General features: G+C 59.2%; 30 protein-coding genes and 1 pseudogene. 14 read left to right on the top strand and 17 right to left on the bottom strand.

Annotation, left to right across the window (positions count from 1 at the left end; genetic code table 11):
* The first annotated feature begins 34 nt into the window (after positions 1-34).
* The 5 genes from ACW81B_RS11185 to ACW81B_RS11165 all read left to right on the top strand — a co-directional run bounded on the left by ACW81B_RS11185 (position 35) and on the right by ACW81B_RS11165 (position 4,289).
* Positions 35-1,030 (top strand): GumC domain-containing protein, encoded by a 996-nt coding sequence (locus ACW81B_RS11185; protein ID WP_491580305.1) that lies wholly within the window; start codon positions 35-37, stop codon positions 1,028-1,030.
* Between the two features lie 84 nt (positions 1,031-1,114).
* Positions 1,115-1,789, top strand: a complete 675-nt coding sequence (locus ACW81B_RS11180; protein ID WP_491580304.1) for a hypothetical protein — start codon at positions 1,115-1,117, stop codon at positions 1,787-1,789.
* Positions 1,790-1,812: 23 nt separating this feature from the next.
* Positions 1,813-2,604: a CpsD/CapB family tyrosine-protein kinase gene (locus ACW81B_RS11175; protein ID WP_491580303.1), complete on the top strand. Its 792-nt coding sequence runs from the start codon at positions 1,813-1,815 to the stop codon at positions 2,602-2,604.
* Between the two features lie 102 nt (positions 2,605-2,706).
* A complete protein-coding gene (locus ACW81B_RS11170; RefSeq protein WP_491580302.1) occupies positions 2,707-3,900 on the top strand; it encodes an ExeA family protein in 1,194 nt (397 codons plus the stop codon).
* Positions 3,901-3,905: 5 nt separating this feature from the next.
* Positions 3,906-4,289: a VanZ family protein gene (locus ACW81B_RS11165; RefSeq protein WP_491580301.1), complete on the top strand. Its 384-nt coding sequence runs from the start codon at positions 3,906-3,908 to the stop codon at positions 4,287-4,289.
* Here the strand turns inward: ACW81B_RS11165 and cysQ are convergent.
* A complete protein-coding gene (gene cysQ / locus ACW81B_RS11160) occupies positions 4,286-5,089 on the bottom strand; it encodes a 3'(2'),5'-bisphosphate nucleotidase CysQ (protein ID WP_491580300.1) in 804 nt (267 codons plus the stop codon). The genes ACW81B_RS11165 and cysQ overlap by 4 nt on opposite strands.
* A 68-nt stretch (positions 5,090-5,157) precedes the next feature.
* On the opposite strand from cysQ, the gene yrfG reads away from it, so the two are divergent.
* On the top strand, positions 5,158-5,826 hold the full coding sequence (yrfG, locus tag ACW81B_RS11155; RefSeq protein ID WP_491580299.1) for a GMP/IMP nucleotidase: 669 nt from the start codon (positions 5,158-5,160) through the stop codon (positions 5,824-5,826).
* Positions 5,827-5,842: 16 nt separating this feature from the next.
* On the opposite strand, the gene ACW81B_RS11150 is transcribed toward yrfG, so the two are convergent.
* The 12 genes from ACW81B_RS11150 to ACW81B_RS11095 form a co-directional block, all read right to left on the bottom strand.
* Positions 5,843-6,283, bottom strand: a complete 441-nt coding sequence (locus tag ACW81B_RS11150; RefSeq protein ID WP_491580298.1) for a YkgJ family cysteine cluster protein — start codon at positions 6,281-6,283, stop codon at positions 5,843-5,845.
* The gene (locus tag ACW81B_RS11145) at positions 6,284-7,789 is read right to left on the bottom strand and encodes a cyclic-di-GMP receptor FimW-related protein (RefSeq protein ID WP_491580297.1); all 1,506 of its coding nucleotides are present in this window, start codon (positions 7,787-7,789) and stop codon (positions 6,284-6,286) included.
* A gap of 12 nt (positions 7,790-7,801) precedes the next feature.
* Positions 7,802-8,545 (bottom strand): type II secretion system protein N, encoded by a 744-nt coding sequence (locus ACW81B_RS11140; protein WP_491580296.1) that lies wholly within the window; start codon positions 8,543-8,545, stop codon positions 7,802-7,804.
* Positions 8,545-9,033, bottom strand: a complete 489-nt coding sequence (locus ACW81B_RS11135) for a type II secretion system protein M (RefSeq protein ID WP_491580295.1) — start codon at positions 9,031-9,033, stop codon at positions 8,545-8,547. Before ACW81B_RS11135 ends, ACW81B_RS11140 begins: the two co-directional genes overlap by 1 nt.
* Positions 9,030-10,238 (bottom strand): type II secretion system protein GspL, encoded by a 1,209-nt coding sequence (gspL, locus tag ACW81B_RS11130; protein ID WP_491580294.1) that lies wholly within the window; start codon positions 10,236-10,238, stop codon positions 9,030-9,032. Before gspL ends, ACW81B_RS11135 begins: the two co-directional genes overlap by 4 nt.
* A gap of 45 nt (positions 10,239-10,283) precedes the next feature.
* Positions 10,284-11,267 (bottom strand): type II secretion system minor pseudopilin GspK, encoded by a 984-nt coding sequence (gene gspK / locus ACW81B_RS11125; protein ID WP_491580293.1) that lies wholly within the window; start codon positions 11,265-11,267, stop codon positions 10,284-10,286.
* Complete coding sequence (gspJ, locus tag ACW81B_RS11120; protein ID WP_491580292.1) at positions 11,264-11,956, bottom strand: type II secretion system minor pseudopilin GspJ; 693 nt, start codon at positions 11,954-11,956, stop codon at positions 11,264-11,266. The genes gspK and gspJ overlap by 4 nt, the downstream gene beginning before the upstream one ends.
* Positions 11,956-12,348, bottom strand: a complete 393-nt coding sequence (gene gspI / locus ACW81B_RS11115; RefSeq protein WP_491580291.1) for a type II secretion system minor pseudopilin GspI — start codon at positions 12,346-12,348, stop codon at positions 11,956-11,958. Before gspI ends, gspJ begins: the two co-directional genes overlap by 1 nt.
* Positions 12,345-12,902 (bottom strand): type II secretion system minor pseudopilin GspH, encoded by a 558-nt coding sequence (gspH, locus tag ACW81B_RS11110; protein WP_491580290.1) that lies wholly within the window; start codon positions 12,900-12,902, stop codon positions 12,345-12,347. The genes gspI and gspH overlap by 4 nt, the downstream gene beginning before the upstream one ends.
* Before the next feature lie 8 nt (positions 12,903-12,910).
* Positions 12,911-13,339, bottom strand: a complete 429-nt coding sequence (gene gspG, locus ACW81B_RS11105; protein WP_491580289.1) for a type II secretion system major pseudopilin GspG — start codon at positions 13,337-13,339, stop codon at positions 12,911-12,913.
* Between the two features lie 169 nt (positions 13,340-13,508).
* The gene (locus tag ACW81B_RS11100) at positions 13,509-14,021 is read right to left on the bottom strand and encodes a DUF5063 domain-containing protein (protein ID WP_491580288.1); all 513 of its coding nucleotides are present in this window, start codon (positions 14,019-14,021) and stop codon (positions 13,509-13,511) included.
* 103 nt (positions 14,022-14,124) lie between these two features.
* Entirely contained in the window at positions 14,125-14,298 is a 174-nt protein-coding gene (locus ACW81B_RS11095) for a rubredoxin (protein WP_491580287.1), read from the bottom strand.
* A 260-nt stretch (positions 14,299-14,558) separates the two neighbouring features.
* Here ACW81B_RS11095 and thiD point away from each other — a divergent pair, with 260 nt between their 5' ends.
* The 4 genes from thiD to ACW81B_RS11075 are packed head-to-tail and all read left to right on the top strand — an operon-like array spanning position 14,559 to position 19,355.
* The gene (gene thiD, locus ACW81B_RS11090; RefSeq protein ID WP_491580286.1) at positions 14,559-15,365 is read left to right on the top strand and encodes a bifunctional hydroxymethylpyrimidine kinase/phosphomethylpyrimidine kinase; all 807 of its coding nucleotides are present in this window, start codon (positions 14,559-14,561) and stop codon (positions 15,363-15,365) included.
* A 1-nt stretch (position 15,366) separates the two neighbouring features.
* Positions 15,367-15,981 (top strand): thiamine phosphate synthase, encoded by a 615-nt coding sequence (gene thiE, locus ACW81B_RS11085; RefSeq protein WP_491580285.1) that lies wholly within the window; start codon positions 15,367-15,369, stop codon positions 15,979-15,981.
* Between the two features lie 12 nt (positions 15,982-15,993).
* A complete protein-coding gene (hemL, locus tag ACW81B_RS11080; RefSeq protein ID WP_491580284.1) occupies positions 15,994-17,277 on the top strand; it encodes a glutamate-1-semialdehyde 2,1-aminomutase in 1,284 nt (427 codons plus the stop codon).
* Between the two features lie 11 nt (positions 17,278-17,288).
* Positions 17,289-19,355 (top strand): bifunctional DedA family/phosphatase PAP2 family protein, encoded by a 2,067-nt coding sequence (locus ACW81B_RS11075; protein ID WP_491580283.1) that lies wholly within the window; start codon positions 17,289-17,291, stop codon positions 19,353-19,355.
* A 44-nt stretch (positions 19,356-19,399) separates the two neighbouring features.
* On the opposite strand, the gene ACW81B_RS11070 is transcribed toward ACW81B_RS11075, so the two are convergent.
* The 4 genes and pseudogenes from ACW81B_RS11070 to ACW81B_RS11055 form a co-directional block, all read right to left on the bottom strand.
* A complete protein-coding gene (locus tag ACW81B_RS11070; RefSeq protein ID WP_491580282.1) occupies positions 19,400-20,026 on the bottom strand; it encodes a flavin prenyltransferase UbiX in 627 nt (208 codons plus the stop codon).
* Positions 20,019-21,386, bottom strand: coding sequence for a UDP-N-acetylmuramate:L-alanyl-gamma-D-glutamyl-meso-diaminopimelate ligase (mpl, locus tag ACW81B_RS11065; RefSeq protein WP_491580281.1), 1,368 nt, complete (start codon positions 21,384-21,386; stop codon positions 20,019-20,021). The genes ACW81B_RS11070 and mpl overlap by 8 nt, the downstream gene beginning before the upstream one ends.
* A gap of 16 nt (positions 21,387-21,402) precedes the next feature.
* Positions 21,403-21,936: a hypothetical protein gene (locus ACW81B_RS11060; RefSeq protein ID WP_491580280.1), complete on the bottom strand. Its 534-nt coding sequence runs from the start codon at positions 21,934-21,936 to the stop codon at positions 21,403-21,405.
* A 657-nt stretch (positions 21,937-22,593) separates the two neighbouring features.
* Positions 22,594-23,241 (bottom strand): annotated as a pseudogene (locus tag ACW81B_RS11055) (adenylate kinase); the annotation flags it as partial.
* Positions 23,242-23,490: 249 nt separating this feature from the next.
* Here ACW81B_RS11055 and ACW81B_RS11050 point away from each other — a divergent pair.
* The 4 genes from ACW81B_RS11050 to ACW81B_RS11035 form a co-directional block, all read left to right on the top strand.
* On the top strand, positions 23,491-23,838 hold the full coding sequence (locus tag ACW81B_RS11050) for a hypothetical protein (RefSeq protein WP_491580279.1): 348 nt from the start codon (positions 23,491-23,493) through the stop codon (positions 23,836-23,838).
* 47 nt (positions 23,839-23,885) lie between these two features.
* Positions 23,886-25,163: a 6-phosphofructokinase gene (locus ACW81B_RS11045; RefSeq protein WP_491580278.1), complete on the top strand. Its 1,278-nt coding sequence runs from the start codon at positions 23,886-23,888 to the stop codon at positions 25,161-25,163.
* A 50-nt stretch (positions 25,164-25,213) separates the two neighbouring features.
* Positions 25,214-25,405 carry a hypothetical protein gene (locus ACW81B_RS11040; RefSeq protein WP_491580277.1) on the top strand — a complete coding sequence of 64 codons (192 nt, stop codon included), beginning with the start codon at positions 25,214-25,216 and terminating at the stop codon, positions 25,403-25,405.
* A gap of 108 nt (positions 25,406-25,513) precedes the next feature.
* Positions 25,514-26,261, top strand: a 748-nt coding sequence (locus ACW81B_RS11035; protein ID WP_491580276.1) for a sodium/proton-translocating pyrophosphatase, incomplete at its 3' end; no start/stop codon positions are given.

Below are 26,261 nucleotides of genomic sequence, written 5' to 3'. Positions count from 1 at the left end.
TAACCCCCGGGAGATACTGGCTGAAATCGCTCAGGTGCCTGACGCCGAGGTCACTGCTCTGTTGCAGAGGGTTTACTCGCAACCGATCAGGGAAAACCTCATTGGGGAGCGCATACAAGCCATCAAGCAGGGGGGGGCGGTGTGTGCTGTTTCAGTAGCCCCTGCCAATACCAAGCGCTGTGCTCCCATAGCTGCTGAAGCCGGGGCAGATATTCTGGTGGTTCAGTCCACCGTCACCAGCTTCGCTTCTCAGCGTATTCAGTCGATCAGCCAGAAGGTCATGGCTCGGCCTAACCTGCTTGAAATTATTGGCAAATATAATCTTTACACTAACGAACGTGAACGCCTGACCACCGAAGAAATTATCGCAGAAATGCGCAGCAACATCGGGCTCGACCTCATCGTCGCAGACGTGATCGATCCGCGCACTGGCCGACCCACAGCAGCCACCATCGCCTTCCAGCTGAGCTTTGCCGGTGAAAATCCGGCCCAGGTCCAGAAAGTCACCAATGAGCTTATGAGCCTGTATTTGAAGGAAAATCTTAAAGAACGCTCGGAGAAAGCCGGCGAAACCTATCTATTTCTCAAGAAAGAATCCGAGCGTTTGAACAAGGAAATTGCCGGTCTGCAAGCGAAGCTCGCCACCTTCAAGGAGCAGCACGCCAACTCGTTGCCTGAACTTCAGCAGCTCAACCTGAGCATGATGGACCGCAACGAACGCGACATGTCCGACGTCGACAACCAGATCCGCGCCCAGGAACAGACCCGGGTTTATCTGCTCAGCCAGCTCGCACAACTGAAGCCGTTCGGGGCCGATGCAGCACTGGATCCCAAAACCCGCCTACAGGCCCTGCGCACCGAGTACCTGCGTCTGCTGGCTCGCTATTCGACCGACCACCCGGATGTTATCCGCACCAAGCGTGAAATCGAGGGTCTGGAAAAGGAAACCGGTCAGGTCGACAGCTCGGCGGAACAGCTCAAGCAGATCGAAGCGCTGCGGGGTGAACTCGGCACCTTGCGCAAAAAGTAGTCCCCGGAACACCCGGACGTGGTCAAGTTGGAACGTCAGATCAGGGCCCTGAAACAGTCCGTAGCTTCTACGGACAACGTCCCTATGGCGTCCAGACTGGCTTCCTCGGCAGCTGATAACCCGGATAACCCGGCCTATGTCCAGATCCAGACACAGATTGAAGCAGCCAACAACCAAATCCGCTCTCTGCAACGTAAAAAAGTCGATCTGAAACAAAAACTGCTCGACTATGAGCAGCGCCTGATCGCGATGCCCCAGGTTGAGCGCGAATACTCATTTTTACAGCGCGATCTGCAGAACGCGGTCGCCGAGTACCAGAATATCCGCGTCAAACTGACATCGGCCGAAATCGCCCAGCAACTGGAAAAAGACAGCAAGGGAGAACGCTTCGAGATCATCGAACCGCCAATCCTGCCGGAAGAACCAGTCAGCCCGAACCGCTCGGCTATTCTGTTTCTCAGTTTTGTACTGGCACTGGGCACTGGCATCGGCTATGCCGCAGTAGCCGAAAGCCTCGACAGCTCAATTCGCGGGAGCAAGGGACTGGCATTCGCAACCGGCGCCCCGCCACTGGCCGTCATCCCCTACCTCGAAAGCGACCGTGAAAAGACTCAGCGCAAAGGCAGAACAATGCGGCGGGCTGCCGCCGCTATCGGTGCTGTCATTATTGCCATCACGCTGGTACACAATTTCTGGAAGCCCCTCGATGTTCTTTGGTACAAAGCACTAAGAAAGGCTGACGTCGTCATCAACACTTGATGCGATCATTAAGGTAACCATCAATGGAACGTATCAAACAAGCTCTCGAACGCGCGCGCGCTGAACGCCAGGGCCAGCCCGTTACTGAGCCAGCAGCGGCCGCCGTTGCACCAACACCAGTGACTGAAGTCACCTATTCCCAAACCCGCAATGTGGAGGTGTCTCGTGCCAAGATGCGCAGAAACCGGGTAATCACCGGGTTTGATCCCTGCGACTTCACCGACGCCTACAAAATGTTGCGTACCCAGGTACTGCAACGCCTGAACGATAATGACTGGAACGTACTGGCCGTCACCAGCCCCGGCAACGGCGAAGGCAAATCCCTTACCGCGCTGAATCTGGCTGCCAGCATCGCCATGGAAATCAATCATACCGTGCTGTTGGTCGATGCAAATCTGCGTCGCCCCAGCCTGCATCAGCATCTTGGCATGCCGGCTGGCCCCGGACTGAATGACTACCTGACAAAAGACACGGCGCTTGGCGAGTTACTCGTACACCCCAAGGGCATCGATCACCTTTCTTTCCTGCCGGGTGGCGCAGCCATGCTTAACTCCGCAGAAATGCTGAACTCGCCCAAGATGTCGCATCTGGTCGAGGAATTGAAGAATCGCTACTCTGGACGCGTAATCATATTTGACCTTCCGCCGGTACTCAGTGCAGCCGATGCGCTGGCCTTTGCCCCCTACGTGGATGCCGCCCTGCTGGTGGTCGAAGATGGTAAAACCACCCGCCAGGAAGTTGAGACTGCACTCGAACTGCTTTCAAGCACTAACGTGCTTGGCACGGTGCTCAATAAAACCGGCAATCCCGGTTAAGCCCGACCGCACACCATGTATGAGAGCTTCTACAATTTTCAGGAAAAACCGTTTTCCCTGCTCCCTGACTCCGGATTTCTATACCTGAGCGACAAGCATCGCATGGCGCTCACGCTGCTGGAATATGGCCTGATGAATCAGGCTGGCTTCACTGTCATTAGCGGTGACATCGGCACCGGCAAAACCACGCTCATCCGCCAACTACTCAACCAGATAGACGAAAGCATCCGCGTGGGCCTGATCTCCAACACCCACCAGACTTTCGGCGACCTGATGCAATGGATCGCACTGGCCTACGATCTGCCCCACCGGGGCAAGAACAAGGTGGAGCTGTACCAGGATTTCATGGAGTTCATTATCCAGGAGTATGCGCGTGGCCGGCGCACGGTATTGATTGTCGACGAAGCCCAGAACATGTCGGCGGAAACGCTGGAAGAGCTGCGCATGCTGTCCAATGTCAACGCCGACAAGGACCAGGTGCTGCAAGTTATTCTGGTCGGGCAGCGGGAACTGCGCGACACCCTGCGCCGCCCGGAGCTGGTGCAGTTTGCCCAGCGTATCGGCGTGGATTACCACCTGGAACCACTGGACGAACAGGAAACCCTTGATTACATCCGGCATCGCTGTGAAAAAGCCGGCGGCAGCATTGATCTTTTCACGGAAAAGGCCTGCCGGCAGGTGTTCCAGGCAACCGGCGGCGTACCACGGCTGATCAATCTGCTGTGCGACACCACGCTGGTATACGGTTACGCCGAACAGCGTGAACACATCGACGCCAGACTGGTCAGCGACGTTGCACGTGACAAACAGCAAGGTGGTCTGTTCACTCAGAAACCGGCGCCCGTCGCACAGCATCAGCCCGCTGCGAGTGAGCCGACAGCGGTCAATCCACGACAGACCGTTGAGTCCCCGACAGCGCTACAACCACAAGCTGTCAACAACGTGCAGCTACGCATTGCCATCGCGGCAGAGTCCGAATTGCTCAGAATCTACCTGTCGCGGCTGCTGTCGGGGTTCAACATCCAGGCTGTTGCCGAAATACCGCTGACCGCCCAGGGCCTGAAAAGCCTGAACGGTACCGAGATGGACGTGCTGCTGGTGGAACTCGATCAACAGCCCGACCAGATCGACGATGAACTCTATACCCTGCTGGAAGGCTGGAAACAGCCGGTGCTGTACAACGACAGCCTGGCCACCGAAGCCAGCCTCTCACAACCCAACCGCCAGGAATACGGCCGCAAACTCAGCGAGAAACTGTTTTCACTGGTGCCACACGCACCACAATCCGTCGCCTGAAAACCGTGAGCATACATCGCCTGTCACTGTTGCTGGCCATCACCTGGATGGCTGTATTGTTCTGGTTGTCCCACCAGCCCACCCTTGATACGCCATCCCTGTTTTCAGGCCAGGACAAGCTGTTTCATGCAGGGGCGTATGGACTGCTCGGCCTGCTCCTGCTGGGCGCCATGCGCCCCGGGTTGTCGGGATACTCCGCTATCCAGCTACGCGCCAGCGTCATTATCGCCAGCCTCTACGGCATCAGTGATGAATTTCACCAGTCTCTGGTGCCTGGCCGTAACCCGGATGTCCTGGACTGGGTAGCGGACACCACCGGCGCGCTGCTGGCGGTGGTGCTGATGGCCCAGCTGACCCGTGTCTTTTCAGCGCGCCTGAGTAAAAGCTAGTCTGCGAGATACGACGACCAGTCCCGCGAATCGTCCCCGAACACGAAAAAGAACGGGTTCAGCAAGGAATCTTTGGTGTTATAGCGCAACGGCTGCATCTCAAGATCCGTCAGTTTGCCGCCCGCCTGCTCCACCACGCAGTGCGCCGCGGCCGTATCCCATTCCGATGTCAGCCCAAGACGGGGGTAGACGTCAGCAGCACCTTCCGCCACCAGGCAGATTTTCAGCGAACTGCCCATACTGACCATTTCATGCTCACCCAGCTTTTCCAGGAAAGCCTTCAGTGAGTCGCCCTGGTGCGAACGACTGCCCACCACAGCGATCGGACCGCCTGACAACTTGCGCACATGAATTGCCTTCTCTCCTTCATCCGGTGTTTCCCTGATCGCCCCCTGGCCTTCACAGGCCGCATAGGTCACCCCGGTGACCGGCACATACACCACGCCCAGCACCGGCTTGCCTTCGTGGATCAGGGCAATGTTCACGGTAAATTCACCGTTACGTTTGATGAACTCTTTAGTGCCATCGAGCGGATCGATCAGCCAGTAGGTCTTCCAGCCGGCGCGTTCCTCGAAAGGAATTTTTGCATCCTCTTCCGACAGTACGGGAATATCCGGTGTCAGCGCTTTCAGTCCGGCGACGATGGTATTGTGCGATGCCATATCCGCAGCAGTCAGCGGTGACTTGTCGTCCTTGTCCTGCACGGAAAACTCGGTGCCATAGACTTCAAGAATCTTTTCTCCGGCCTGTTTCGCCAGCCGGCGCACATCATTCAGGTAATCACACGCATTCATCGACATATCTCGCTGCTTCACGCATTGGGGGGAAGCCCGTATCATACGCTATCCCCGCGACCCGATTAAGCACCATGACGCACTCACTGCCCTGGCAAGACATCGATACCGTATTCCTGGACATGGACGGCACCCTGCTGGACCTGCACTTTGACAACCATTTCTGGCAGGAACACGTCCCCCTGCGCTACGCAGAAAAACACGGCCTTTCCGTGGACGAAGCAAAGCAGCAGTTGTTTCCACGCTTTCGCGCCGTCGAAGGCACGATTGACTGGTACTGTGTGGATTACTGGAGCCGGCAACTGGGCCTGGATATCAACGCCCTGAAGCGCGAACTGGAACACCTGATCCAGGTACATCCCCAGGTGGCTGAATTTCTGCAGGCGCTGCGCGCCATGAACAAGCGTATTGCCCTGCTGACCAATGCGCACCACAAGGTCGTGGAACTGAAAATGTCCACCACCGGGCTGGCTGAACACTTTGACCAGCTGATCTGCGCCCATGCTTTCCGCATACCCAAGGAACACCCGCAATTCTGGCCACGCCTGGCCAGGGAAGATGCGTTCGACCCGGCGCGAACCCTGTTCGTCGATGACAGCCTGCCGGTACTGCGCGCCGCGCGCGACTATGGCATTCGTTACCTGCGCGCCGTGCGCCTGCCCGACAGCAAGGCGCCGCCGAAACAGACCGATGATTTTGTTGCCATAGAAAGTTTCAATGAATTACTGGAGAGCCTGACGTAACACCCCGTCATCGAGGTTAATACGGGCGCTGGCCCCAGCGCTTGTAACGCTTTTTGCAGTACTTCAGCAACGCCTCATAACCGTCGAAATACAACTCGAACCCTTCTTCCGCCGGCGCATCGAATTCGCAGTAATCGTTGGAGTAGTCCCTGCAGATCTGCGGACGGTCATCATAGATACCGCAACGCCCGTCTTTCTGAATATGGTTACAGGGATTATCGACCAGCAGGTACCAGCTGCCCTCATCCTTGTACACACGAATGTCGCGGTGTGATATCTGCCAGAGCAGGAAATCAAAATCCTGCCTGGAACGCGGTGTATCAATTTCCTGACTGATATAGGTACAGCACTTGCTGTTGGTACAAAAACCGCATTTGGTTTCCGCTGTCATTTCAACTTCAACCTGGAGTTCCTGTGTTTTTTTCCGACCGCTTTTTTTTGCTTTCGCACGCATCATTCAACCCGCCGCTGTAAACTCAAAACAATCAAACCCCGGCGCCTGCTCAACCTGCGCCGCACAAACCACCTTTACCTCACGGTCTCCCACGTGAATCAGCATGTGCCGTCCGGGCGCATACAAACCCGCGGGTGCCACCAGGCGCGCCGCGGAGTCCTTTTCGCCGGAGGACGGAATAAACAGGGCGTTGCGCTGCAGCGTTTCACCTTCTTCATCCTCCAGTTCAAGCTCAACCGGCGCAGGCACCCCTTCAAATGCCTCGACACCCAGCTCGGTTCCCTTTTCACGTTCATCGCGCAACCAGCGCACTGCAAGCAGGCGGAAAGCCGCATCCGGCTTTTCACCATCGGCAACCACACACACCAGGTCACCCACCCGCAGCGCGCTCGCCGAGCCTTGACTCCATCCCAGCCTGTAGCCCTGTTCGCTGCGATCCCGGATCACCCAGCGTTGTGGCTCCGGCGCCTCGCCATTCCTGTTCCGGAGCAACCAGTCGTGGATGGCTTCCAGCCCGACCACGACATGGATCCAGCTGCCACCCACACGGCGCTGACTGCGGCGCTTGTCGCGTGCTGTCACTTCCGGCAGCAGGTGCCGCAATATCGCCACCTCACTACGCTGACGCCGCCGATCCGGAGAAAGTGCCAGCAGCATTTTATGCATCAATTGCAATACCGCGCGGGCATCGATGAGACAGGGGTCATCCCCTGCAACCGGTGACGACAGAAACACACAATGGCGCGGCCGGCTGTCGCTCATCAGGTCGATAAAAAACAAACCCTCCGGCACACCCTGCCAGCTGTTGCCGGGCACAGTGCGTATCCTGTCTGCGTATTGCAACAGTGTGCGGTAATACAGATCCACCTGTCCCTCCTCCGCGGCAAAGGGATCCAGCAACGACAGCAGGCAGACGGCCTGGTAGTTGGCCGCAAGGCTTATCGTGCTATCGACTTCATTCTCATCGAGGCTGTCGTGAATGCCGTGGTGCCGCGCCAGACGGTAGAGCTGGTTCAGCTCAAGGAACACAAAAGGCGGTTCAGGGCGGTAGTAGCGGTAACTGTGCAACAGCGCGGCCGCCAGCTGGCGTAGCGCCGCACGCACGACACGGCCAAAGACCTTTCGTTCAGACTGGTGTTGTCCGGCCTCGTACATGGCCTTGACCACCAGTTTGTAACCATTGGCCATAGCCAGGCACAACCGCTCGATATCATCCACGGTATTTTTACGCTGCTGGCTGCTGAGTGGCTGCTGCCTCAGGCGAATCGGTTCGGCGCCCTCAAACAGACGCTGAACGAAAGGCCGGTAGACATCGAGTAATTGACGGCGCAGGGCTGTATCGAGGCGCTGTTCATTGAGGGGTTCCAGCGCCAGCAGTAGCTGGCGCACCGATTCGCCGGTATTCATCGCCGGCATGCCTGACAGCCAGTCGTGCAGGCGCCGTGCATCCAGTTCCAGCGTCGGGTCCTGGAAATCGTGCTGCTCCGGCGTGGTCAACAACAAACTCATAATGAAATTGCGCTACAGCAGGGTATCCGACCATTCCAGCCGGTAGTTCCCGTTTTCATACTCGGTGAAGGTGGTGAGAAACTTTGTCACAGCCTGGGGCAGGTTGCCGTTCCGGGTAATACGTGCATCCAGGCGATAGGCACCACTGCGCTCAAGCGTCACATCAGCCTGCACCTGCAAGGCGCCCCCCTGCGCAACAAGCGTGCCCCGGGTGGTATTGTCATCAAATTGCGTGGTCAGCGTGGCGCTGCCCAGCGACAGAGCCAGTGGCGCCTCGATGCTGGCCGGCGCCCAGCGTGTCTCTCCACTGAACATTGGAACGCCTGATGGAGAAAAACGCACTTCATCCAGATCGAGCACCAGCTCACCGCCCACACTCACCTGTTTGACCCCCAGGCGGTACAACACATCAGACGCCGGCAGGCTGAGCTGCACGTCCTTCAGGTAGGGGGCGCCGGAAAACCCTTTTCCTGCAACGGCATGGGCGGGTTTACCGGCCAGCCTGGCATGCAGGTCAAATTCCGCCCGGCCGGTAAACAGTGGCAACCACCTGAATTGCCAGCGCAGCCGCTCGAGCGCCAGCCCGTTCGCCACAACATGGCTGGCCTGCCCGTGCCATACTGTTCCCTGCACGCTGCCAATCGCAACACCCGGCATCTGCGGCGCAAACGCCAGTGCGCGGTGCGCGGGAACCGTGGCAACCAGAAACACCAGCCAGGCAACGACACCCAGTGCAACACTGCGCCACACCGTCATCAGCTCGCCGGCCCGGCCAGGGTCAGGCGTGCATTGACGCGTCCCTCACCCTGGGGTTCGATGGTGGCAACAGCGGCATCGATCCGGTAGCTGCGATTCAGCTTGCCCAGCCATAGCACCATGTCATCGAAAACCGCGCCTTCCAGCCAGATTTTTACACCCTTGCTGCCGTCCGGCTCCACACGTTTGATCGCAGGGCCGAGCCCGGCTGAACGCGCCGACTTGTCGACCACCGCCAGCAGCGAACGTCCCCCCAGGCTCCGCGCAGCACTACCCGCACTCCCCTGCAACGCTTTTACCTTGAGACTGGCCTGCTTCATCCAGTCGACCGTTTCCTGCTGTGCGGCAACATTGTTTTTCAGGTCATGGCAGGCAACTACAACCGGCTCCCAGACCAGCAGGTAGAACATCAACACCACCAGTACCGCCGCACCGCCCGCCACCAGCTTGCGCTCACGCCTGTCCAGCCCCATGAACCAGTCCTTCATGCGCGCCCCCCCTCGACACGAACCCGGCTGTTCACCTTGCCGTCCTTCTGTGTGGTTGCCGACTGGATTTCAGCGCGCATCCCGCCTTCACCGACCAATGCCTGTTTCAGCTGGTCCAGCACCTGGACGTTGTCTGCAAGCAGTTGCAGATCCAGCCGACCGTCCCGGTAGGTCACGCCCTGGATCTGCACGCCGCTGTTACTGCGAAGAATGCGCCCCACGTCGGCCAGCAGGGCAAGAAACGCCGTTTGCCCGCCACCACTGGCCTGGCGCTGCAATTCCTTGAGCTTCTGTTCCATCTGCGCGCGCGGATTAACGATACGGCGCGCCTTGGGAAAGGTTTCCCGGTAAATAGTTTCGATCTCGGCGGCAAGCTGCGCCTGCTGAGTCGACAACCGGTAATAATTCACGCCCGTTGAAACAGCGGTCAGCAGCAGACCTGCAACCAGTAACGCGGCTGTTGCCTTCCAGGGCCGGAGAATACGGCCCCATTCTTCACTGCGGCTGTAGTCGCCCTGCAACAGGTCCAGCGTTGGCCCCTGAACAAAACCACGCGCCAGGATTTCCAGTGGCTGCAGTTCCTGGTCAACAACTTCCAGTTCAAGGCCTTCAACATTGAGCGCAGCGGAACCGGACAGGCGCGCCCGGGCAGGCAGCTGATCACGCGAGGCAAATAACGACACCAGCGCAGGAAAGGTTTCCTGGTCTGAAGCAAAGCCGGCATAAGCTGCGCTGCGCACCAGCACATCACCTGTCCCGACAATTAAACTCCAGCCGTCTTCCGTCAGCGGTATCGCCAGTGTTTCCGGCAGCCACTGGCTGGCAACGATTTGCTGTTCGGCCAGTAACGACTTCCAGGCATCCATCCGGGCACGATCCACGACAGCCACGGGATAACGATCACCGTCCTGCACCGGCCCCACGGCAAAGTGCAATGTTTCGACATCACTGGCCAGCTGTTCTTCCAGCACGTAGGGAATCGCACGCAGCACCCGCTGGCGATTTCGTCCCGGCACACGCGCCTCGGCGAGCAACACCTCTTCGCCCGGCACGAGAACCACAATACGCGTTGCACCGGCAACCACACCGGCTTCAGGCACGCCTTCACGCACCGGTGTGCGCGCACTGCCCTGCTCGTCGACCAGCAGCCAGTCGCGAAAGCCGGCGCCTGCCGCCGCCAGTCGTATCAGTAAGGTATCTGCCATCCGTCCTTTTCCCCGCTATACGGGTTACATCGTATCATGATCGGCTCAGGGTTCATCCGTCAGCACGACCGGTGCCTGCACCGGGTCGAAAAACTCACGCTGCCGGCGTATGACGCGTGTGGTCTGCGTGGCGCGTTGTATCAGGCTGGCCAGCCTTACCCGCCCCTGCCCGACATTGGCCTCGCTCAGCAGCAAAAACCACTGGCTCTGTACCGACAGGGACTGCGGGTCGACCTGCTTGCCAAAGAAGGCCGGCAACAGCAACAGGTCTGCGACCTTTTCGAAACCGGTATCGCCACGCGCCTCGATGATCGCCTCCCCGTCAGACAGTGACAGACCATTGGCCAGCGTGGTTAATACCTCGGCCGTTGCAGTATTAACGTTAATCGCGGTCGGCTCCGGCAGAGCTGTCACCAGCGGGGCAGCGGAAGACCCGCCCAGCAGTTTGTCCATCACCTTTTTGTCGTAGCCTTTCACAAGGCGCAGTTCACTGATGTCCGCCATCAGCCGGTTGGCCGTCCGGTAGGCAGGCTGAAGCAACTGGTACGCGCCATCTTCCGCGCCAGCGGGGAAACGTGCATTGATGTCTGTATCCAGCCAGTCGACCAGCGCATCCGCCAGTGACTCGTCAAGATCCAGTGTCCGCAGCAGGCGCTTGTAGCGGTCCACCGCCGGTTGATCGGCCTCGCCATTGACCACCAGGCTGTTTACATTAAACCGTCCCTGCAAATCGATAACCCGGCCAATGACCGAACCGCCTTCTACAAAAGACGCCGGCACCTGGCTCGCCCAGTCTTCCGCCAGGTTATCCACCTGGCTGTCCCTGGCATCGCGCGCCAGTACCACGCGCGCCCAGCTCTCCGCACCCAGCGCATAGGCCCAGGCCTGCTCGCTGTGCAACAGGTTGCCGGTACGACGCATATCGAGTTGCTGGCGTGTGGTCATGGACACGGCGGCCACAGTGGCAAGCGCCACCACCAGCAATGCGGTCAACAGGGCAACACCGGACTGGCGGTTATACCGTTTCATGGATTGTTCGAACCGGCCTGGTTGTCCCCATCGGTCGGCGGCGCACCGGCTCCAGCCCCGCCAGCTGACGGCTGCCAGGCATCGGGCAGGCGAAATAACCACTTCAACACACCCAGGTCATCCAGCGACAGCTGTACCTCCACGGCACGTGGCCACTGCCCCTGCACACTGGCAGTAGCGGCAGAAGCCTGGCTGGAAGGTGGCCAGCGCTCCTGCCAGTTGTTCTGCTGGTCCAGGTAGCGCAACACGAACCCGTCTACGCCTTCTATCAGCACCTGTTCATCGGGCAGGGTATCCTGCGAACGATCCAGTACACGCCAGCTGCGCCGCACCAGTCGCTCACCATCCATCAGGTAGGCGACACGCTGCAGGTTACTGCGCAGATAGCCGGCAGGATTCGGGTAGCCGGCATGGGTAAATTCCACACCGGCGAAACTGCCCCCGGCCACCAGTGCCGGAGACACATCGCCAAACTCGTTACGAATACTGCGATCAACAAACTGTTCCAGGTCGCGCTTCAACAGCCGGTACGTCAGTTGCACACCCTGCATCCGGTCCGCATAGGCTTCGGTCTGGTGCTGCTGACGCATCACATTGGCCAGCCCGCTATAGGCCATGACACCTATGGCGGCAAAAATCGACAGCGCCACCAGCAACTCCAGCAGCGTGAATCCCCGCACACCTTGCATCAACGCTTCTCCACGAAGCCGCTAAGGCGCGCCAGCGGTGCATCGTCATCGTCCGCCCCGGCACGAAACACATCGATATCGAGCCGGCGCATGTCCTCCTCCGGCGATTGCGTCACCTGCATCACCCAGCGCCACTCGCGGTTTTTAACACCGGATGCATCTTCCGGGAAATCGACCTCACCTTTTTTCTGGCCGACAGAGGGCCAGTCACCCTTGACCTGTATCGAGGCAAGCTGGTTGCGCGCCACCCATTGCGCAAACACCCGGTCGCGCAGGTTGGCCTGGTTTCGCGTGTAGCTGCCGACTGTCTGGATCACCGCGCCCATCGACAGGCTGACCACCAGCAGCGCAACCAGTATTTCCAGCAGCGTGAAACCGCGCACACGCTTCATTTATCCAGCTCCAGCTTACCCATCAGGGTACCCTTGATAACGATGCGCCGTTCACTGCGCGGCGAAAACAGTGTCACCACAAACGGCGTCATCTCACCGCTCGACAACAGGTACACCTGCGGCAGGTCGGATTCCTCGCTGGTCAGCGACGGGGGCGGGTTATCTTCCAGCTCAAGGCGCAGCTCGATGTTGTCGGGTAACTTGCGCGGGCGCAACGGCCGGTCATCGTCCAGCGGCACCCAGCGCCCGTTCTGCAACAGCATGAACGCATAGCCGTCGTCGGTGAAACGCACCGCAAGCTGCTCGCTGCGCATCACCGCCTCCTGGCTGGCCAGGTCAAGCAGCGCAATCATGCGTGCGGCTTCGCGCTGCATCACCTCGGCGTGTGAGTCACCGCGCAGTGACAGGGCCGACACGGTCAGCATGATGCCGATGATCACCACCACCACCATCACTTCCAGCAGGGTAAAACCGCGTGACCGCATCTGCCCGCCAAACGCAAACAGCCTGCCGGAGGCAGGCTGACAGGCAGCGTGGCGGTAATGCGCATTCACAGAAAAGATCAGTTCAGATTCCAGTTCCCGATGTCGTCATCACTGGGTTTACGGTCCGGCCCCAGTGAATACACATCAAACGGCCCGTGAACACCGGGTGACAGGTACTGGTAGGGCTGCTGCCAGGGATCGAGCGGTATGCGATCCATGTAGCCGTCGCCCCAGTTGGCGGGTTCCGGGGGAATATCCGGTTTTTTAACCAGCGCCTCCAGGCCCTGCTCGGTGGTGGGATAATCGTAGTTTTGCAACTTGTACATGTTCAGCGCGCCTTCAATGGCACGTATATTGGACCTGGCCGCTGTGATGCGCGCCTCATCCGGCCGGCTCATGAGCTTGGGCACCAGCACCCCGGCAAGAATGCCGAGTATCACCACAACCACCATGACCTCGATCAGGGTAAATCCCCCAACACGCTGTTTATTATATAAAATACTCATAATTTACTCTTGGGTAGTGAAACATCGTCCGCTGACAGTCCGGCAACAGGCTTATCCTTCCACCTTGTTATCTTCTCCGGAACAGCCGCATTGTACCGCCAGCGGCACCTGCTTCGCTATTAGACGGGGTAACAACAGAAAAAATCCCGGCCTGTGCCGATGAGACGAATTAATCAGACCTTCCCTGGGCGAGCCGGTTATTCACCCTCAATGTGTACAAGTGGCGCTCTGCATCCACCAGGTGTTGCCCCCAGTGCTGCCTGAAGCCGATTTCCCACAGATGTGCGACTTCATCCATTCCGGCTGCGTCAAGCATATTCAGGCCGCGTTTAAGTTCAAAATAGATGTCGGTCAGGTCATCGGCAAGACTGCCCGAACGGTGATCGATGTCGGAGGCAATTTCACCTGGCTCATCGAATTCAAGCCAGTACATGTCCAGTTCGCCGAGCCTGGAGCGCAATTGACTGAACAGATCGAAACGATCATCGAAATCCGCCAGCTCCGGGGGAAACGAGCTTCCGCCGGGGTCATGCAGCGCAACGATGCCGGCATGCAACTGTGGCAGTATTTTCACCAGCGGCCTGAGCCAGTCTGAGCGATCGGCGCTACCCTCAATGATTCGACAGTACTGGCGCGCCGTATTGATTAATTCCAGGAACTGAACACGTTCGGGGTCTATCATAGCCCCTCCCTTTCAACACATGACTACACGCACAGCGTCCGTTGCAGTTGTGACAAACAGGCACCATAGAAACAAGTGTAGACGGGATTGAGGGATTTTCCCGTCACACCTCGACCATCTCGAAATCTTCCTTGCTGGCGCCGCAATCCGGGCACACCCAGTTCAGTGGGATATCCTCCCAGCGGGTACCCGGTGCGATACCTTCCTCGGGCAATCCTTTTTCCTCATCGTAGATAAACCCGCAGATCACGCACATCCAGGTTTTGTATTCACCCATAAAAAACACTCCTGCCTGAAGTCTGCCACTATGATAACGCTGCATGTCAAGTCACAACAGCCGGTCGCGGTGCTACAATAACCCGACTTGGGCAAGCCCTGATTAATTCGAAACCGTCATTCCGGCGCAGGCCGGGATGACGAATTAACGGGGTGACGAATGAATCAGACCTTCCTTAAATAAAGACAAAGACAGGTATCCAGGTAACGACACATGCATCAAGCAGGATTGACCCCACGCCCCGGCCAGGCAGCGCAGACATGAGCAAACAAAACAGTTCCGTACCGGTTGTCATGGTATTTTCCGGCAATGATCCGAGTGGAGGCGCCGGTGTACAGGCCGACATTGAGGCCCTGATCAGCCACGGCTGTCATACCACGCCGGTTATCACCACCCTGACCATTCAGGACACCCGTGACGTGATGGGGTACACGCCACTGGATGGCACACTGATCACCGAGCAGGCGCGCGCCGTGCTGGAAGACATCCCCGTCAGTGCTTTCAAGCTGGGGCTGCTGACCAGTACCGAAGCCGTTGAAGCCGTACACACGATACTCGACGATTACCCGGAAATTCCTGTGGTCACCGACCCGGTACTGGCAACCGGCGGCGGCACGGCGCTGACTGACAACGATGTCATCGACGCGGTCAACGAACTGCTGCTGCCACTGACCACGGTACTGACACCCAACAGCAACGAAGCCCGCCTGCTGGCCCCGGAAGCCGACTCACTCAGCGCCTGCGCCATGGCGCTGCTGGACAAGGGCGCCGAGTTCGTGCTGGTCACCGGCACCCACGAGAACACGCCTACCGTGGTCAATTCGCTGTACAGCAACCATCGCCTGATCGAAACCTTTGACTGGGACCGGCTGGATGGCGACTTCCACGGTTCCGGTTGCACGCTGGCGGCCAGTATCGCCGGCCTGCTGGCACAGGGCATGGAACCTTTCTCGGCGATTCACGAAGCGCAGGAATACACCTGGCAGGCACTGGCCGAGGGTTACCGCATCGGTATGGGCCAGCAATTGCCCAACCGGCTGTTCTGGGCACGCGAGGAACAGGACTAGATTGCGCGGGCTTTATGTCATTACCGATGCGCGGCTGCAGGCACCCGAACAACTGGTGCCGCGTGTTCAACAGGCCATCGAAGGCGGTGCCGTGCTGGTACAATACCGTGACAAGTCAAATGACAGGGCGTTGCAGGAACAGCAGGCGCGTGCACTCGTTGAACTGTGCAACGCACGTGACACAACACTGATTATCAATGATGACATCACCCTGGCCGCCAGCGTCGGTGCTCACGGGGTACACCTGGGCCAGGATGACGCTGCAATATCCGCGGCGCGCGAACAACTGGGCGACACCGCCATCATCGGGGTCTCTTGCTACAACCAGTGGTCACTGGCAAAACAGGCCGCCGGGGCCGGTGCGGACTATATCGCCTTCGGCCGTTTTTTCAGCTCTCGCACCAAGCCGGATGCGGTGCAGGCGGAGCTGGCATTATTGAACCAGGCACGTCGCGAACTGGGTATACCGGTGGCGGCAATTGGCGGCATCACGGCCGAAAATGGTGGCAGCCTCATCGAAGCCGGCGCCGACCTGCTGGCCGTCGTGCAGGATGTTTTTGCCGCCGCCGATGTGCGTGCGGCCGCACAGCGCTACCAGGCATTATTTGTATCATAAGGAAAACCCGCTATGAGCAAGTCGGAACAACTTTTCAAGCAGGCACAGAAGGTCATCCCGGGGGGTGTCAACTCGCCGGTACGGGCCTTCAGGGGCGTTGGCGGAGACCCGCTGTTTTTTACCCGTGGCGAAGGTGCCTGGCTGTACGACGCCGACGGTCGGCGCTATGTCGATTACGTGGGCTCCTGGGGCCCAATGATTGCCGGCCACTGTCATCCCGACGTAGTCCGCGCCGTGCAGGACACGGCGGCCAATGGACTCGGCTTCGGCGCCCCCACCGAAATCGAGACACAGATGGCGGAACTGCTGTGCAGCATGGTGCCGTCACTGGAACTGGTGCGCATGGTCAGCTCCGGCACCGAAGCCACCATGAGCGCCATCCGCCTGGCACGCGGTTACAGCGGCCGCGACAAGATCGTAAAGTTCGAGGGTTGCTACCACGGCCACTCGGATTCACTGCTGGTGAAAGCCGGCTCCGGGGCGCTGACGCTGGGCGTGCCCACTTCGCCCGGTGTACCGGCCGACCTGGCACAACACACCATCACCCTCACCTATAACGATGCGCAACAGGTCAGCGAAACCTTTGCGGAAATCGGCGACCAGGTAGCGGCCATTATCGTGGAACCCGTCGCCGGCAACATGAACTGCATCCCGCCGGCTGACGGTTTCCTGCAAACCCTGCGCGAAGTCTGCGACCGCCACGGCAGCGTGTTGATCTTCGATGAAGTCATGACCGGCTTCCGCGTGGCGCCCGGCGGCGCGCAACAGCTCTACGGCGTCACCCCGGACCTCACCACACTTGGCAAGGTGGTGGGTGGTGGCCTGCCGGTCGGGGCATTTGGCGGACGCCGCGACATTATGCAACACATTGCGCCGACCGGCCCCGTGTACCAGGCCGGCACCCTGTCGGGTAACCCGGTTGCCATGGCGGCCGGACTGGCAACGCTGGCACTGGTGCAGCAGCCCGGCTTCCACGACGGCCTCGACCGGCGCGCCAGACAACTCGTCGAAGGCATGAAGGAACGCGCCGCCAGTGCCGGCATAGCCCTGGCCAGCAACCAGGTCGGCGGCATGTTCGGGCTGTTCTTCACCGAGGCCGCACAGGTCAGTGATTTTGCCGCTGTGAACGCCTGCAACCTGGAGCGCTTCAAGGCGTTTTACCATGCCATGCTGGAGCGCGGGGTGTATCTGGCACCCTCCGCTTTCGAGGCCGGTTTTGTTTCCTCGGCACACGACGACACGGCCATTCAGACAACCCTGGACGCTGCGGAACAGGTTTTTGCGCAGCTGAACTGACCCGATAAAACATGGAAGCCCTGTTCGCCCAGCTGCTGGAATGGATGCATGCCCACCCCAACTGGGCGGGCTTTATTGTGCTGCTGGTCTCGGCACTGGAATCCCTGCTGGTGGTTGGCCTGTTCGTACCCGGCTCGGTTGTCATGTTCGGTATCGGCGCCATGATTGCCGCGGGTGGCATGTCGCTGTACCCGACCCTGGTGTGGGCGGCCGTTGGCGCAATACTGGGTGACGGCATCAGCTACCTCATAGGGCGCTACTACCACCAGCAGCTGAGGGTGATCTGGCCGTTCCGCAAATACCCGATGATGATCAGCCGGGGTGTCGACTTCTTTCACCGTCACGGCGGCAAGAGCGTGGTACTGGCACGCTTCGTCGGCCCGGTTCGCCCCCTGCTGCCGGCCGTGGCCGGCATGCTCAACATGCCACCGGGACGTTTTTTCCTGGTCAATACCCTGTCAGCCATCCTGTGGGCGCCGGCCTATATTCTGCCCGGCATGCTGTTTGGCGCCTCACTCGGTGTGGCGGCGGAAATCGCCGGGCGCCTGGCACTGCTGCTGATTGTGCTGCTGGCACTGCTGTGGTTCTCGTGGTGGCTGGTACGGCGTATTGCACGCAGCTTCCAGCCACACGCCGAGAATGTGCAGATGCGTATCCTCGAATGGTCGCGCCGGCATCCCCTGATCGAACCCATGAGCGCCGCACTGCTCGACCCCGAACACCCCGAAGCGCGTGGCATGTCGGTACTGACCGGCCTGTTGCTGATCGCCAGCTGGGCGTTGTTTGTTATCCCCCGCCACATCACCAGTGGCAGCCTGTTTTCCAACTTCGACCTGTATCTGTTCAATGCCCTGCAATCGCTGCGCAGCCCGCTTGGCGACCGGTTGATGGTGATGATCACCGAACTGGGCGACGCCGAAGTGCTGTATGGCTTCACCCTGCTGTTGAGCCTGTGGCTGTTATGGCGACGTGACTGGCGCATGGCGCTGCACTGGGTCATCACCGTGGCGGCCGTGGCATTGCTTACCTGGACACTGAAACTGCACACGGCCGTTGAGCGCCCCCCGCTGCTTGATACCTCGCTGATGAGCTACTCGTTCCCGAGCATGCACGCCAGCCTGTCTGTTGCGGTGTTCGGCTTCCTGGCCGTGGCCATCGCCCGCGAACTGCGCAGCAACTGGCACTGGGTGCCGTATTCGGTCGCGGTCTTTCTGGTGGTATCGATCGGCTTCTCGCGCCTGTACCTGGGCGCGCACTGGCTGTCCGACATACTGGCGGGCTGGAGCCTGGGGCTGGTATGGGTTGCGACCATGGGTATCGCCTACCGTCATCACCCTGCACCGGTGATACCGGCACGCATCGTCGCGCCCATGGCACTGGTAATCCTGTTTGCCGTGGCAAGTTTCCACAGCGGCCATTCCCTGAAACAGGACCTGGCCTTCTACCAGCCATCCCGACCTGAGCCGGTCGCCCTGTCACGCAACGACTGGCTGGAAGCACGCTGGCAAACACTACCGGCATTCCGCGATGACCTCGAAGGTCGCCACCATCATCCGCTGACAGTGCAGTGGATGGGCAGCCTGGAACAGCTGCGCAGCATACTGGAAGCGCGTGACTGGAAAGTTCCGCGCAACGCGGGCGTGGTGCGCCTGATGGATCTCTTTAACAGTGAAATCGGCATAGACGACATGCCAATACTGCCGCAGCTTCACCGTGGCCGGACCCAGCGCCTGCTACTGACCCGGAAACTGCCGGGGGAACCGCGCATACTGACTTTGCGCCTGTGGGAAAGCGGTTATTTCAACCCGCAACAGAACACGCCCCTGTGGATCGGCAGCGCGTCTTCACTCAGGCTTGAAGACCGTTTCCGGCTGTTGCGATTCCTGCGCACCGATGCGGATTTCAATACACCGCTGCAACAACTTTCCACAGACCTGGATGGCCTTGAGGTACGCCGGGTGAAACGGCATCTTGATGAAACGGAAATTGGCGATGTGGACTGGGACGGCACGCTGTTACTCATCAGCCCGCCACAGGTCAGCGAGTCACATCTTCCGCCAGCAGTTCGTGGTGGATAATCTCCAGCCGTTCGAGTGCGGCGTCCGTTTCCAGCAAACGCTGCTCACGCCGGCAGATCCGGGTTTTCACCCCAGCGCGGCGACAGTGCATTGTCGATACCGATCTGGTCGAGAATACGCGCCACCACAAAGTCCACCAGGTCATCGATGCCTCGCGCACCCTGGTAGAAGCCCGGGGCAGGCGGCATGATGACGACGCCAAGCCGCGCCAGCTTAAGCATGTTTTCCAGGTGAATAGCGGAGAAGGGCATTTCCCGTGGCACCAGCACCAGTTTGCGGCCTTCCTTGATGGCCACGTCGGCGGCGCGTTCGATCAGGTTATTGCTGGTACCGGCAGCGATAGCGGCCAGCGTACCGGTCGTGCAGGGACACACCACCATGGCCGCCGGCGCGCTGGAACCGCTGGCCAGTGGCGCAGTCCATTCCTCACGCCCGAACACCCGCAGCAATGCCTCGTCAACCGCAAAATGTTCTGCCAGAAAGCGCCGGATACCGGCGCAGCTGCCCGGCAGCTTTATATCGGTTTCCATACTGATGACGACCTGCCCCGGCGCCGACACCATCAGGTCGACACGCTGGCCGCCCTTCAACATGACTTCGAGCAGACGTAATGCATAGGGCATACCGGAGGCACCTGTCAGCGCCAGTGCGTAAGGCGTATCTCTAGACATGGGATTCCTCAAGCGCGGCCAGCAGTTTTTCATGGATACCGCCAAAACTGCCATTACTCATCACCACCAGCCGGTCACCGGGCCGGGCCGCAGCAATCACGGATTCCACCAGTGCGTTGATATCGCCGGCCACATGCGTCGGCACCATCACCTGCGCGGACACTTCATTGATGTCCCAGCCAAGGGCATCCGGTTCAAACAACCACACCGCATCGGCATCCGACAATGCGGCCGCCAGTGATTCACGATGCACCCCCATACGCATGGTATTGGAGCGCGGTTCAAAGACGGCCAGCAATCGCCCTCCGCCATGCTGACGCAAACCCTGCAGGGTAGTGGCAATCGCCGTCGGGTGATGGGCAAAGTCATCGTACACCGTAACCCCGCCCACCTCGCCACGGACTTCCAGCCGTCGCTTCACACCGGCAAACTCACCCAGCGCCTCGACGGCCTGCGCTATGGGGACACCGGCATGCCGGGCAGCCGCGATGGCTGACAGCGCATTGTGTACATTATGTTCTCCAAGTTGCGACCAGCTGACCTCGCCCTGCGATTTCCCGTCCAGCAACACATGAAAGCGGCTGCCGTCCGCAGCCTGTAACTGTGCCTGCCAGCGCGCCGGGAAATTCCCCACCGACACCGTTTCCTCGGCTGTCCAGCAACCCATTTCCAGCACTTCGGAAAGGTTACCGTCATTGGCATTCACCACCAGCAGGCCACTGGCCGGCACAATCCGCACCAGGTGATGAAACTGAACCTGGATAGCGGCAAGATCGGGAAAGATATCCGCGTGGTCAAACTCAAGGTTATTCAGGATCAGTGTGCGCGGCCGGTAGTGCACGAACTTGGAACGCTTGTCGAAGAAGGCCGTATCATACTCGTCAGCCTCGACCACGAAGAACGGGGATTCGCCCAGTCGGGCAGACACAGCAAAATTAGCCGGCACACCGCCAATCAGAAAACCCGGCTGCAAACCGGCGTATTCCAGTATCCATGCCAGCATACTCGCCGTGCTGGTCTTGCCATGCGTGCCGGCCACGGCCAGCACCCAGCGGTCCTGCAACAGGTGCTCTTCCAGCCACTGCGGCCCCGAGGTGTAACGCAGGCCGCGGTCGAGCATGGCCTCCACCGCCGGGTTGCCACGGCTCATGGCGTTACCCACGACCACCAGGTCAGGCGGCGGGTCGAGGTGCTCCGGCGCATAGCCTTGCTTCAGCACAATGCCCTGCTCGCGCAGCTGGTCGCTCATGGGCGGGTAGACATTGGTGTCCGAACCTTCCACCTCGAAACCGGCCTGGCGTGCAAGAATCGCCAGCCCGCCCATGAAAGTGCCGCAGATGCCCAGTATATGTAGCTTCATTGTCATCCTTGCCCGTTCAACCCTGCGTCTGTGGGAACAGGGTTTCAATCAAACCGATGCCCAGCACGGTATGCAGCCCCGCCAGCATCAGGCCAGTACCGTAACGCACCGACAGCGCATGACGAAAAATATGCGCCTGGACAGTGATACTCCACACCAGCAGTATCAACCAGCCCAGCACCAGGTCCGTCATGGGCTCATCATTACGGTGGGCGCTGGCGGCCAGTTGCACCAGCGGTAACGCGGCCAGTCCGAGCATCATGCCGGTTCCGGCCAGCGAAGTCAGCGTCTGGACAAAACGCTGTGTCTTGCCGGTCACGCGCAATACCGCCCAGGCAAAAACCACCAGCAGCAGGGTATCGAGCAGCGACATGCCAAGTGAAATCCGGAAACGCGAGCTTGCACTGGCCTGAATCAGGTCGATCAGTACATAACCCGACAGCGCCTGCATCAGCGCCTGGTACGAGACCGGGTCATCCTGCGGAGTGCGCCTCAACAGACATTGCTGCAACCACGACCAGAGATTGTCGTGTATTTTTCTAGCACTCATTTTCAATAACCACAATCTTTACAAGCTCACGGCGCGCGCTGACCAGCAGGCACGCAGCAAGCTGGCGCCGCCGGGCAGGGTTCAGCGCCGCCTGCCCGGCGTTTTCTTCTTTACATTCGCCTTCTTCTTTACAACCGTTTTCTTCCTGCTGGCTGATGTCTTCCCTGCCGTCAGTTTTTTCTTTTTCGTAACCTTTTTCTTGCCGACCGACGCAGATTTCTTTGCTGCAACCTTTTTACGCACAGGTGATTGCTTCGTGACTTTCTTCTTCGCAACTTTCTTCTTCGCGACCCGTTTTCCGGCAGGCGCTTTCTTTTTACTTACCCGCCCCTTCACAGCAACTTTTTTGCTGGCCGCCTTCTTTGCGGTCTTCTTTGTCACTTTCCTTGCAGCCGCTTTCTTTGGCGCGGTCTTTTTCTTCACCGCTTTCTTTTTCGACGCGGGTTTCTTCGCCACGGATTTCCTGCTGGCAATCTTCTTTTTGACGACGGCTTTCTTTGCCGTCGAGGTACGGACTGGCTGTTCCGATACTTCATCGGCGACAGCCGTCACCTCGACCCCGCCCTTCGAGTCACTGTCAGTATCATGCTGCTCAAGCAGTTTGCGCGCCACTGCACGGCGTATGGTCGCGGAACGGTCGCGGCTGGCCAGGGCTTTTTTCGCCGCTTCCGTCACCTTGAGCACGGCGTGGAATACATCGTCCGGTTCGCCAATGCCCTGGACCTGTCGCAGCAGCGACTGCTCGCGGTAATACTCGACGACCGGCAGGGTCTGCAGCTCGAAGATCCGCAGGCGATTGCCAATGGTTTCCTCGTTATCGTCTGAACGACGGCGCAGACGGCCACCGCATTCGTCACAACGGCCATCCATCTTCGGCGGTGCATAAAAAATGTTGTAACTGGCCCCGCAGGAAACGCAGGTCCGTCGCCCGAACAGGCGCTGCATGATGGTGTCCACGTCCACATCGATGAGTATTGCCAGATCGATCGGCAAGCCAAGCTGGTCAAGCAATTCATCGAGTTGTTCGGCCTGGACAAGATTTCGGGGGAAACCGTCCAGGATAAAGCCCTTGCGGGCATCGCTGCGCGACAGGCGCTCGCGGATAACGCCGAGTACGATCTCATCCGAAACCAGCTGACCGGCGTCCATGACCGCCTTGGCGGCCTTGCCGAGGGGTGTAGCGGCCGCCACGGCCTCCCGCAGAAGGTCGCCGGTGGAGATCTCCGGAATCCCGTAATGCGTCGCCAATCGGTGTCCCTGCGTGCCCTTTCCGCACCCGGGCGCTCCCAGTAGCACAATCCTCATAGTCCTCTCACGCTCGCTGTGTCATTGATTTTTATTACATTTATCAGCTAACCGACACCTTCCGGGAAGCCTTGGCCAATAAAAGTTTTTTCATAGGGACATACAATAGTTTTCGTAGCTGAAACACCGCACAGTGATTAAGCTACCGCCCCTACAAGCCTTAAGTCAAACAAAGCACCTGAATTTCATTGCTTTTTGCTCTATGATTGGGCGCCTTTTCGAAGCTCGCAGGGATTAAACAACACCAGTATGAACCGGGTTCCCGACTTCTCCGACAACGAATTGTGGATTATCAAATCCACTTTGCAGGAACGTTACAGCGATGCACCGGACATCCAGCTGGCGGAAACCGAGCTGCGCCTCGACCTGTCCCGTACCGAGTTGACCGCCTGCCCGGCAGCTTACTGGGAAGTCGGCGGCTGCCACTTCGTTATCGCCAAAACCGGCGACAATCGGTTCCGTTGCCAGTTCTTTTACCGCGTGCATCAGATGTACGGCACCGGCCGCGACGAGTACGACGATCTGACCGAGTGTGTCGTCACCCTGCTGCAGGTCCAGGCGGACAAGCAGGTTTCGGACGCTGAAGAAAATGGCTGACGGCAGGCCGACCGAATTCAATAAAACTGTTTCAGGAGTATTGTTACATGGCACGATCAACAGGAAAGAAAAACGCATTTTACGCACAGTCGGGCGGTGTAACCGCCGTCATCAACGCCAGCGCCTGCGGCGTGATTGAAACCGCGCGCAAGCACCCGGACAAAATCGGCAAGGTATACGCCGGCCGCAACGGCATCATCGGCGCGCTGACCGAAGACCTCATCGATACCAGCAAGGAATCAGCACGCGCCATCGCTGCGCTGCGCCATACGCCTTCCGGCGCTTTCGGCTCCTGCCGTTACAAGATGAAGAGCCTGGAAGCCAACAAGCGCGAATACGAGCGCCTGATCGAGGTCTTCGCTGCGCATAACATCGGTTACTTCTTCTATAACGGTGGCGGCGATTCCGCCGACACCTGCCTGAAAGTCTCGCAACTGTCCAAGGCCACCGGCTACCCGATCCAGGCGATCCACGTACCCAAGACCGTGGACAACGACCTGCCCATTACCGACAACTGCCCGGGCTTCGGTTCTGTTGCCAAGTACATTGCAGTATCCACCCGCGAGGCCAGTTTCGACGTCGCGTCCATGTGCGCCACCTCCACCAAAATTTTCGTACTGGAAGTGATGGGGCGCCACGCCGGCTGGATCGCCGCTGCCGGCGGCATGGCCGCCACCGAAAACTGCGATCTGCCCATCGTGATCCTGTTCCCGGAAGTCAAATTCAGCCAGACCAGATTCCTCAAGCTGGTGAAGGAAAAGGTCAGGCAGTATGGCTACTGTTCTATTGTTGTTTCCGAGGGCGTGCAGGATCGCTCCGGCAACTTCCTCGCCGACCAGGGCCTGAAAGACGCTTTCGGCCATGCACAGCTGGGTGGCGTGGCGCCGGTCATCGCCGGCCTGATCCGCGACAAACTGGGCTACAAGTACCACTGGGCGGTAGCGGATTACCTGCAACGCGCGGCGCGCCACATCGCCTCGAAGTCTGACGTGGAGCAGGCCTACGCCATGGGCAAGGCCGCCGTGGAACTGGCACTGCAGGGCAAGAACTCGGTCATGCCGACCATCAAGCGCACCTCCAACAAGCCTTACCGCTGGAAAATCGGCGAGGCCAGGCTGGCACGCGTTGCCAACGTCGAGAAGATGATGCCCAAAAGCTTCATCAGCAAGGACGGGTTCGGTATCACGCAGAAATGCCGTGACTACCTGGAGCCGCTGATTGCCGGCGAAGACTATCCGCCTTACGGCAAGGACGGCATGCCGAAATACGTTCAACTCAGGAATGTGCCGGTACGGAAAAAACTTGGCGACTTCAAGGTCAAGTAAAACAGTTAAACACGGGGTGCTTGAACGCACCCCTTTTTTGTGGTGACGGGATGACGCTGGACAAGGCACGCGAACTGATTGCGGTTCAGGCCAATATGGGTGGCGGCTACAACCGCAACGGCGCAAAACTGATTCTTGCCGAGGTGCAGCGGGAGCACGGGCAAGAGGCCGTTGACCGATTGATTCGCGAGTTCGACCTGGAGCAATTGTTTGGTTTTAAACCAGGCAGTGCGTTCCACTGAAAAAACAAACCGGCGATACACGCACGCCATTGCGGCAAGAAACGAAAACAGTTTCGCCCGTAAAGCACTGCGTTTCGCACCGTAGAAACTGTTGCTGGAGGAACAAACATGTCCGCTGAACTTATTTTTGTACTGGCCTGTGCGGCCGCCGCCATCCTGTATGGCATTGTGTCCACACAATGGATACTCGCCAAACCGGCCGGCAACGAACGCATGCAGGAGATTGCCGCCGCAATCCAGGCTGGCGCCAGGGCCTACCTGAACCGTCAGTACACGACCATTGGCATGGCGGGCATTGTGCTGCTGCTGCTGGTCGGCTTTTTTATCGACTGGATGACCGCCACCGGTTTTGCCATTGGCGCCATTTTCTCCGGGCTGACGGGATACATCGGCATGAACGTGTCAGTGCGCGCCAACGTGCGCACCGCCGAGGCCGCCACCGACGGACTCAACGCCGCCATGCAGATTGCCTTCCGCGGCGGCGCCATTACCGGCATGCTGGTGGTCGGACTGGGGTTGCTGGGCGTCGCGGGTTTTTATGCCGCCCTGGTTGCAGGCGGCGTTGAAGACCCCATCCATCCGCTGATCGGACTGGCCTTCGGTGGCTCGCTGATTTCCATCTTCGCCCGTCTCGGCGGGGGCATCTTCACCCAGGGCGCGGACGTCGGCGCGGATATCGTCGGCAAGGTGGAGGCCGGCATCCCCGAAGATGACCCGCGCAACCCGGCGGTCATTGCCGACAACGTCGGTGATAACGTGGGCGATTGTGCAGGCATGGCCGCCGACCTGTTTGAAACCTACGCGGTCACCGTGGTTGCCACCATGCTGCTCGGCGGCCTGCTGCTGAAAGACATGG

The sequence above is a fragment of the Thiogranum sp. genome (genome assembly GCF_058323355.1).
The sequence above is the reverse complement of the archived record's forward strand: the minus strand, read 5'-3'. Positions and strand labels throughout refer to the sequence as shown.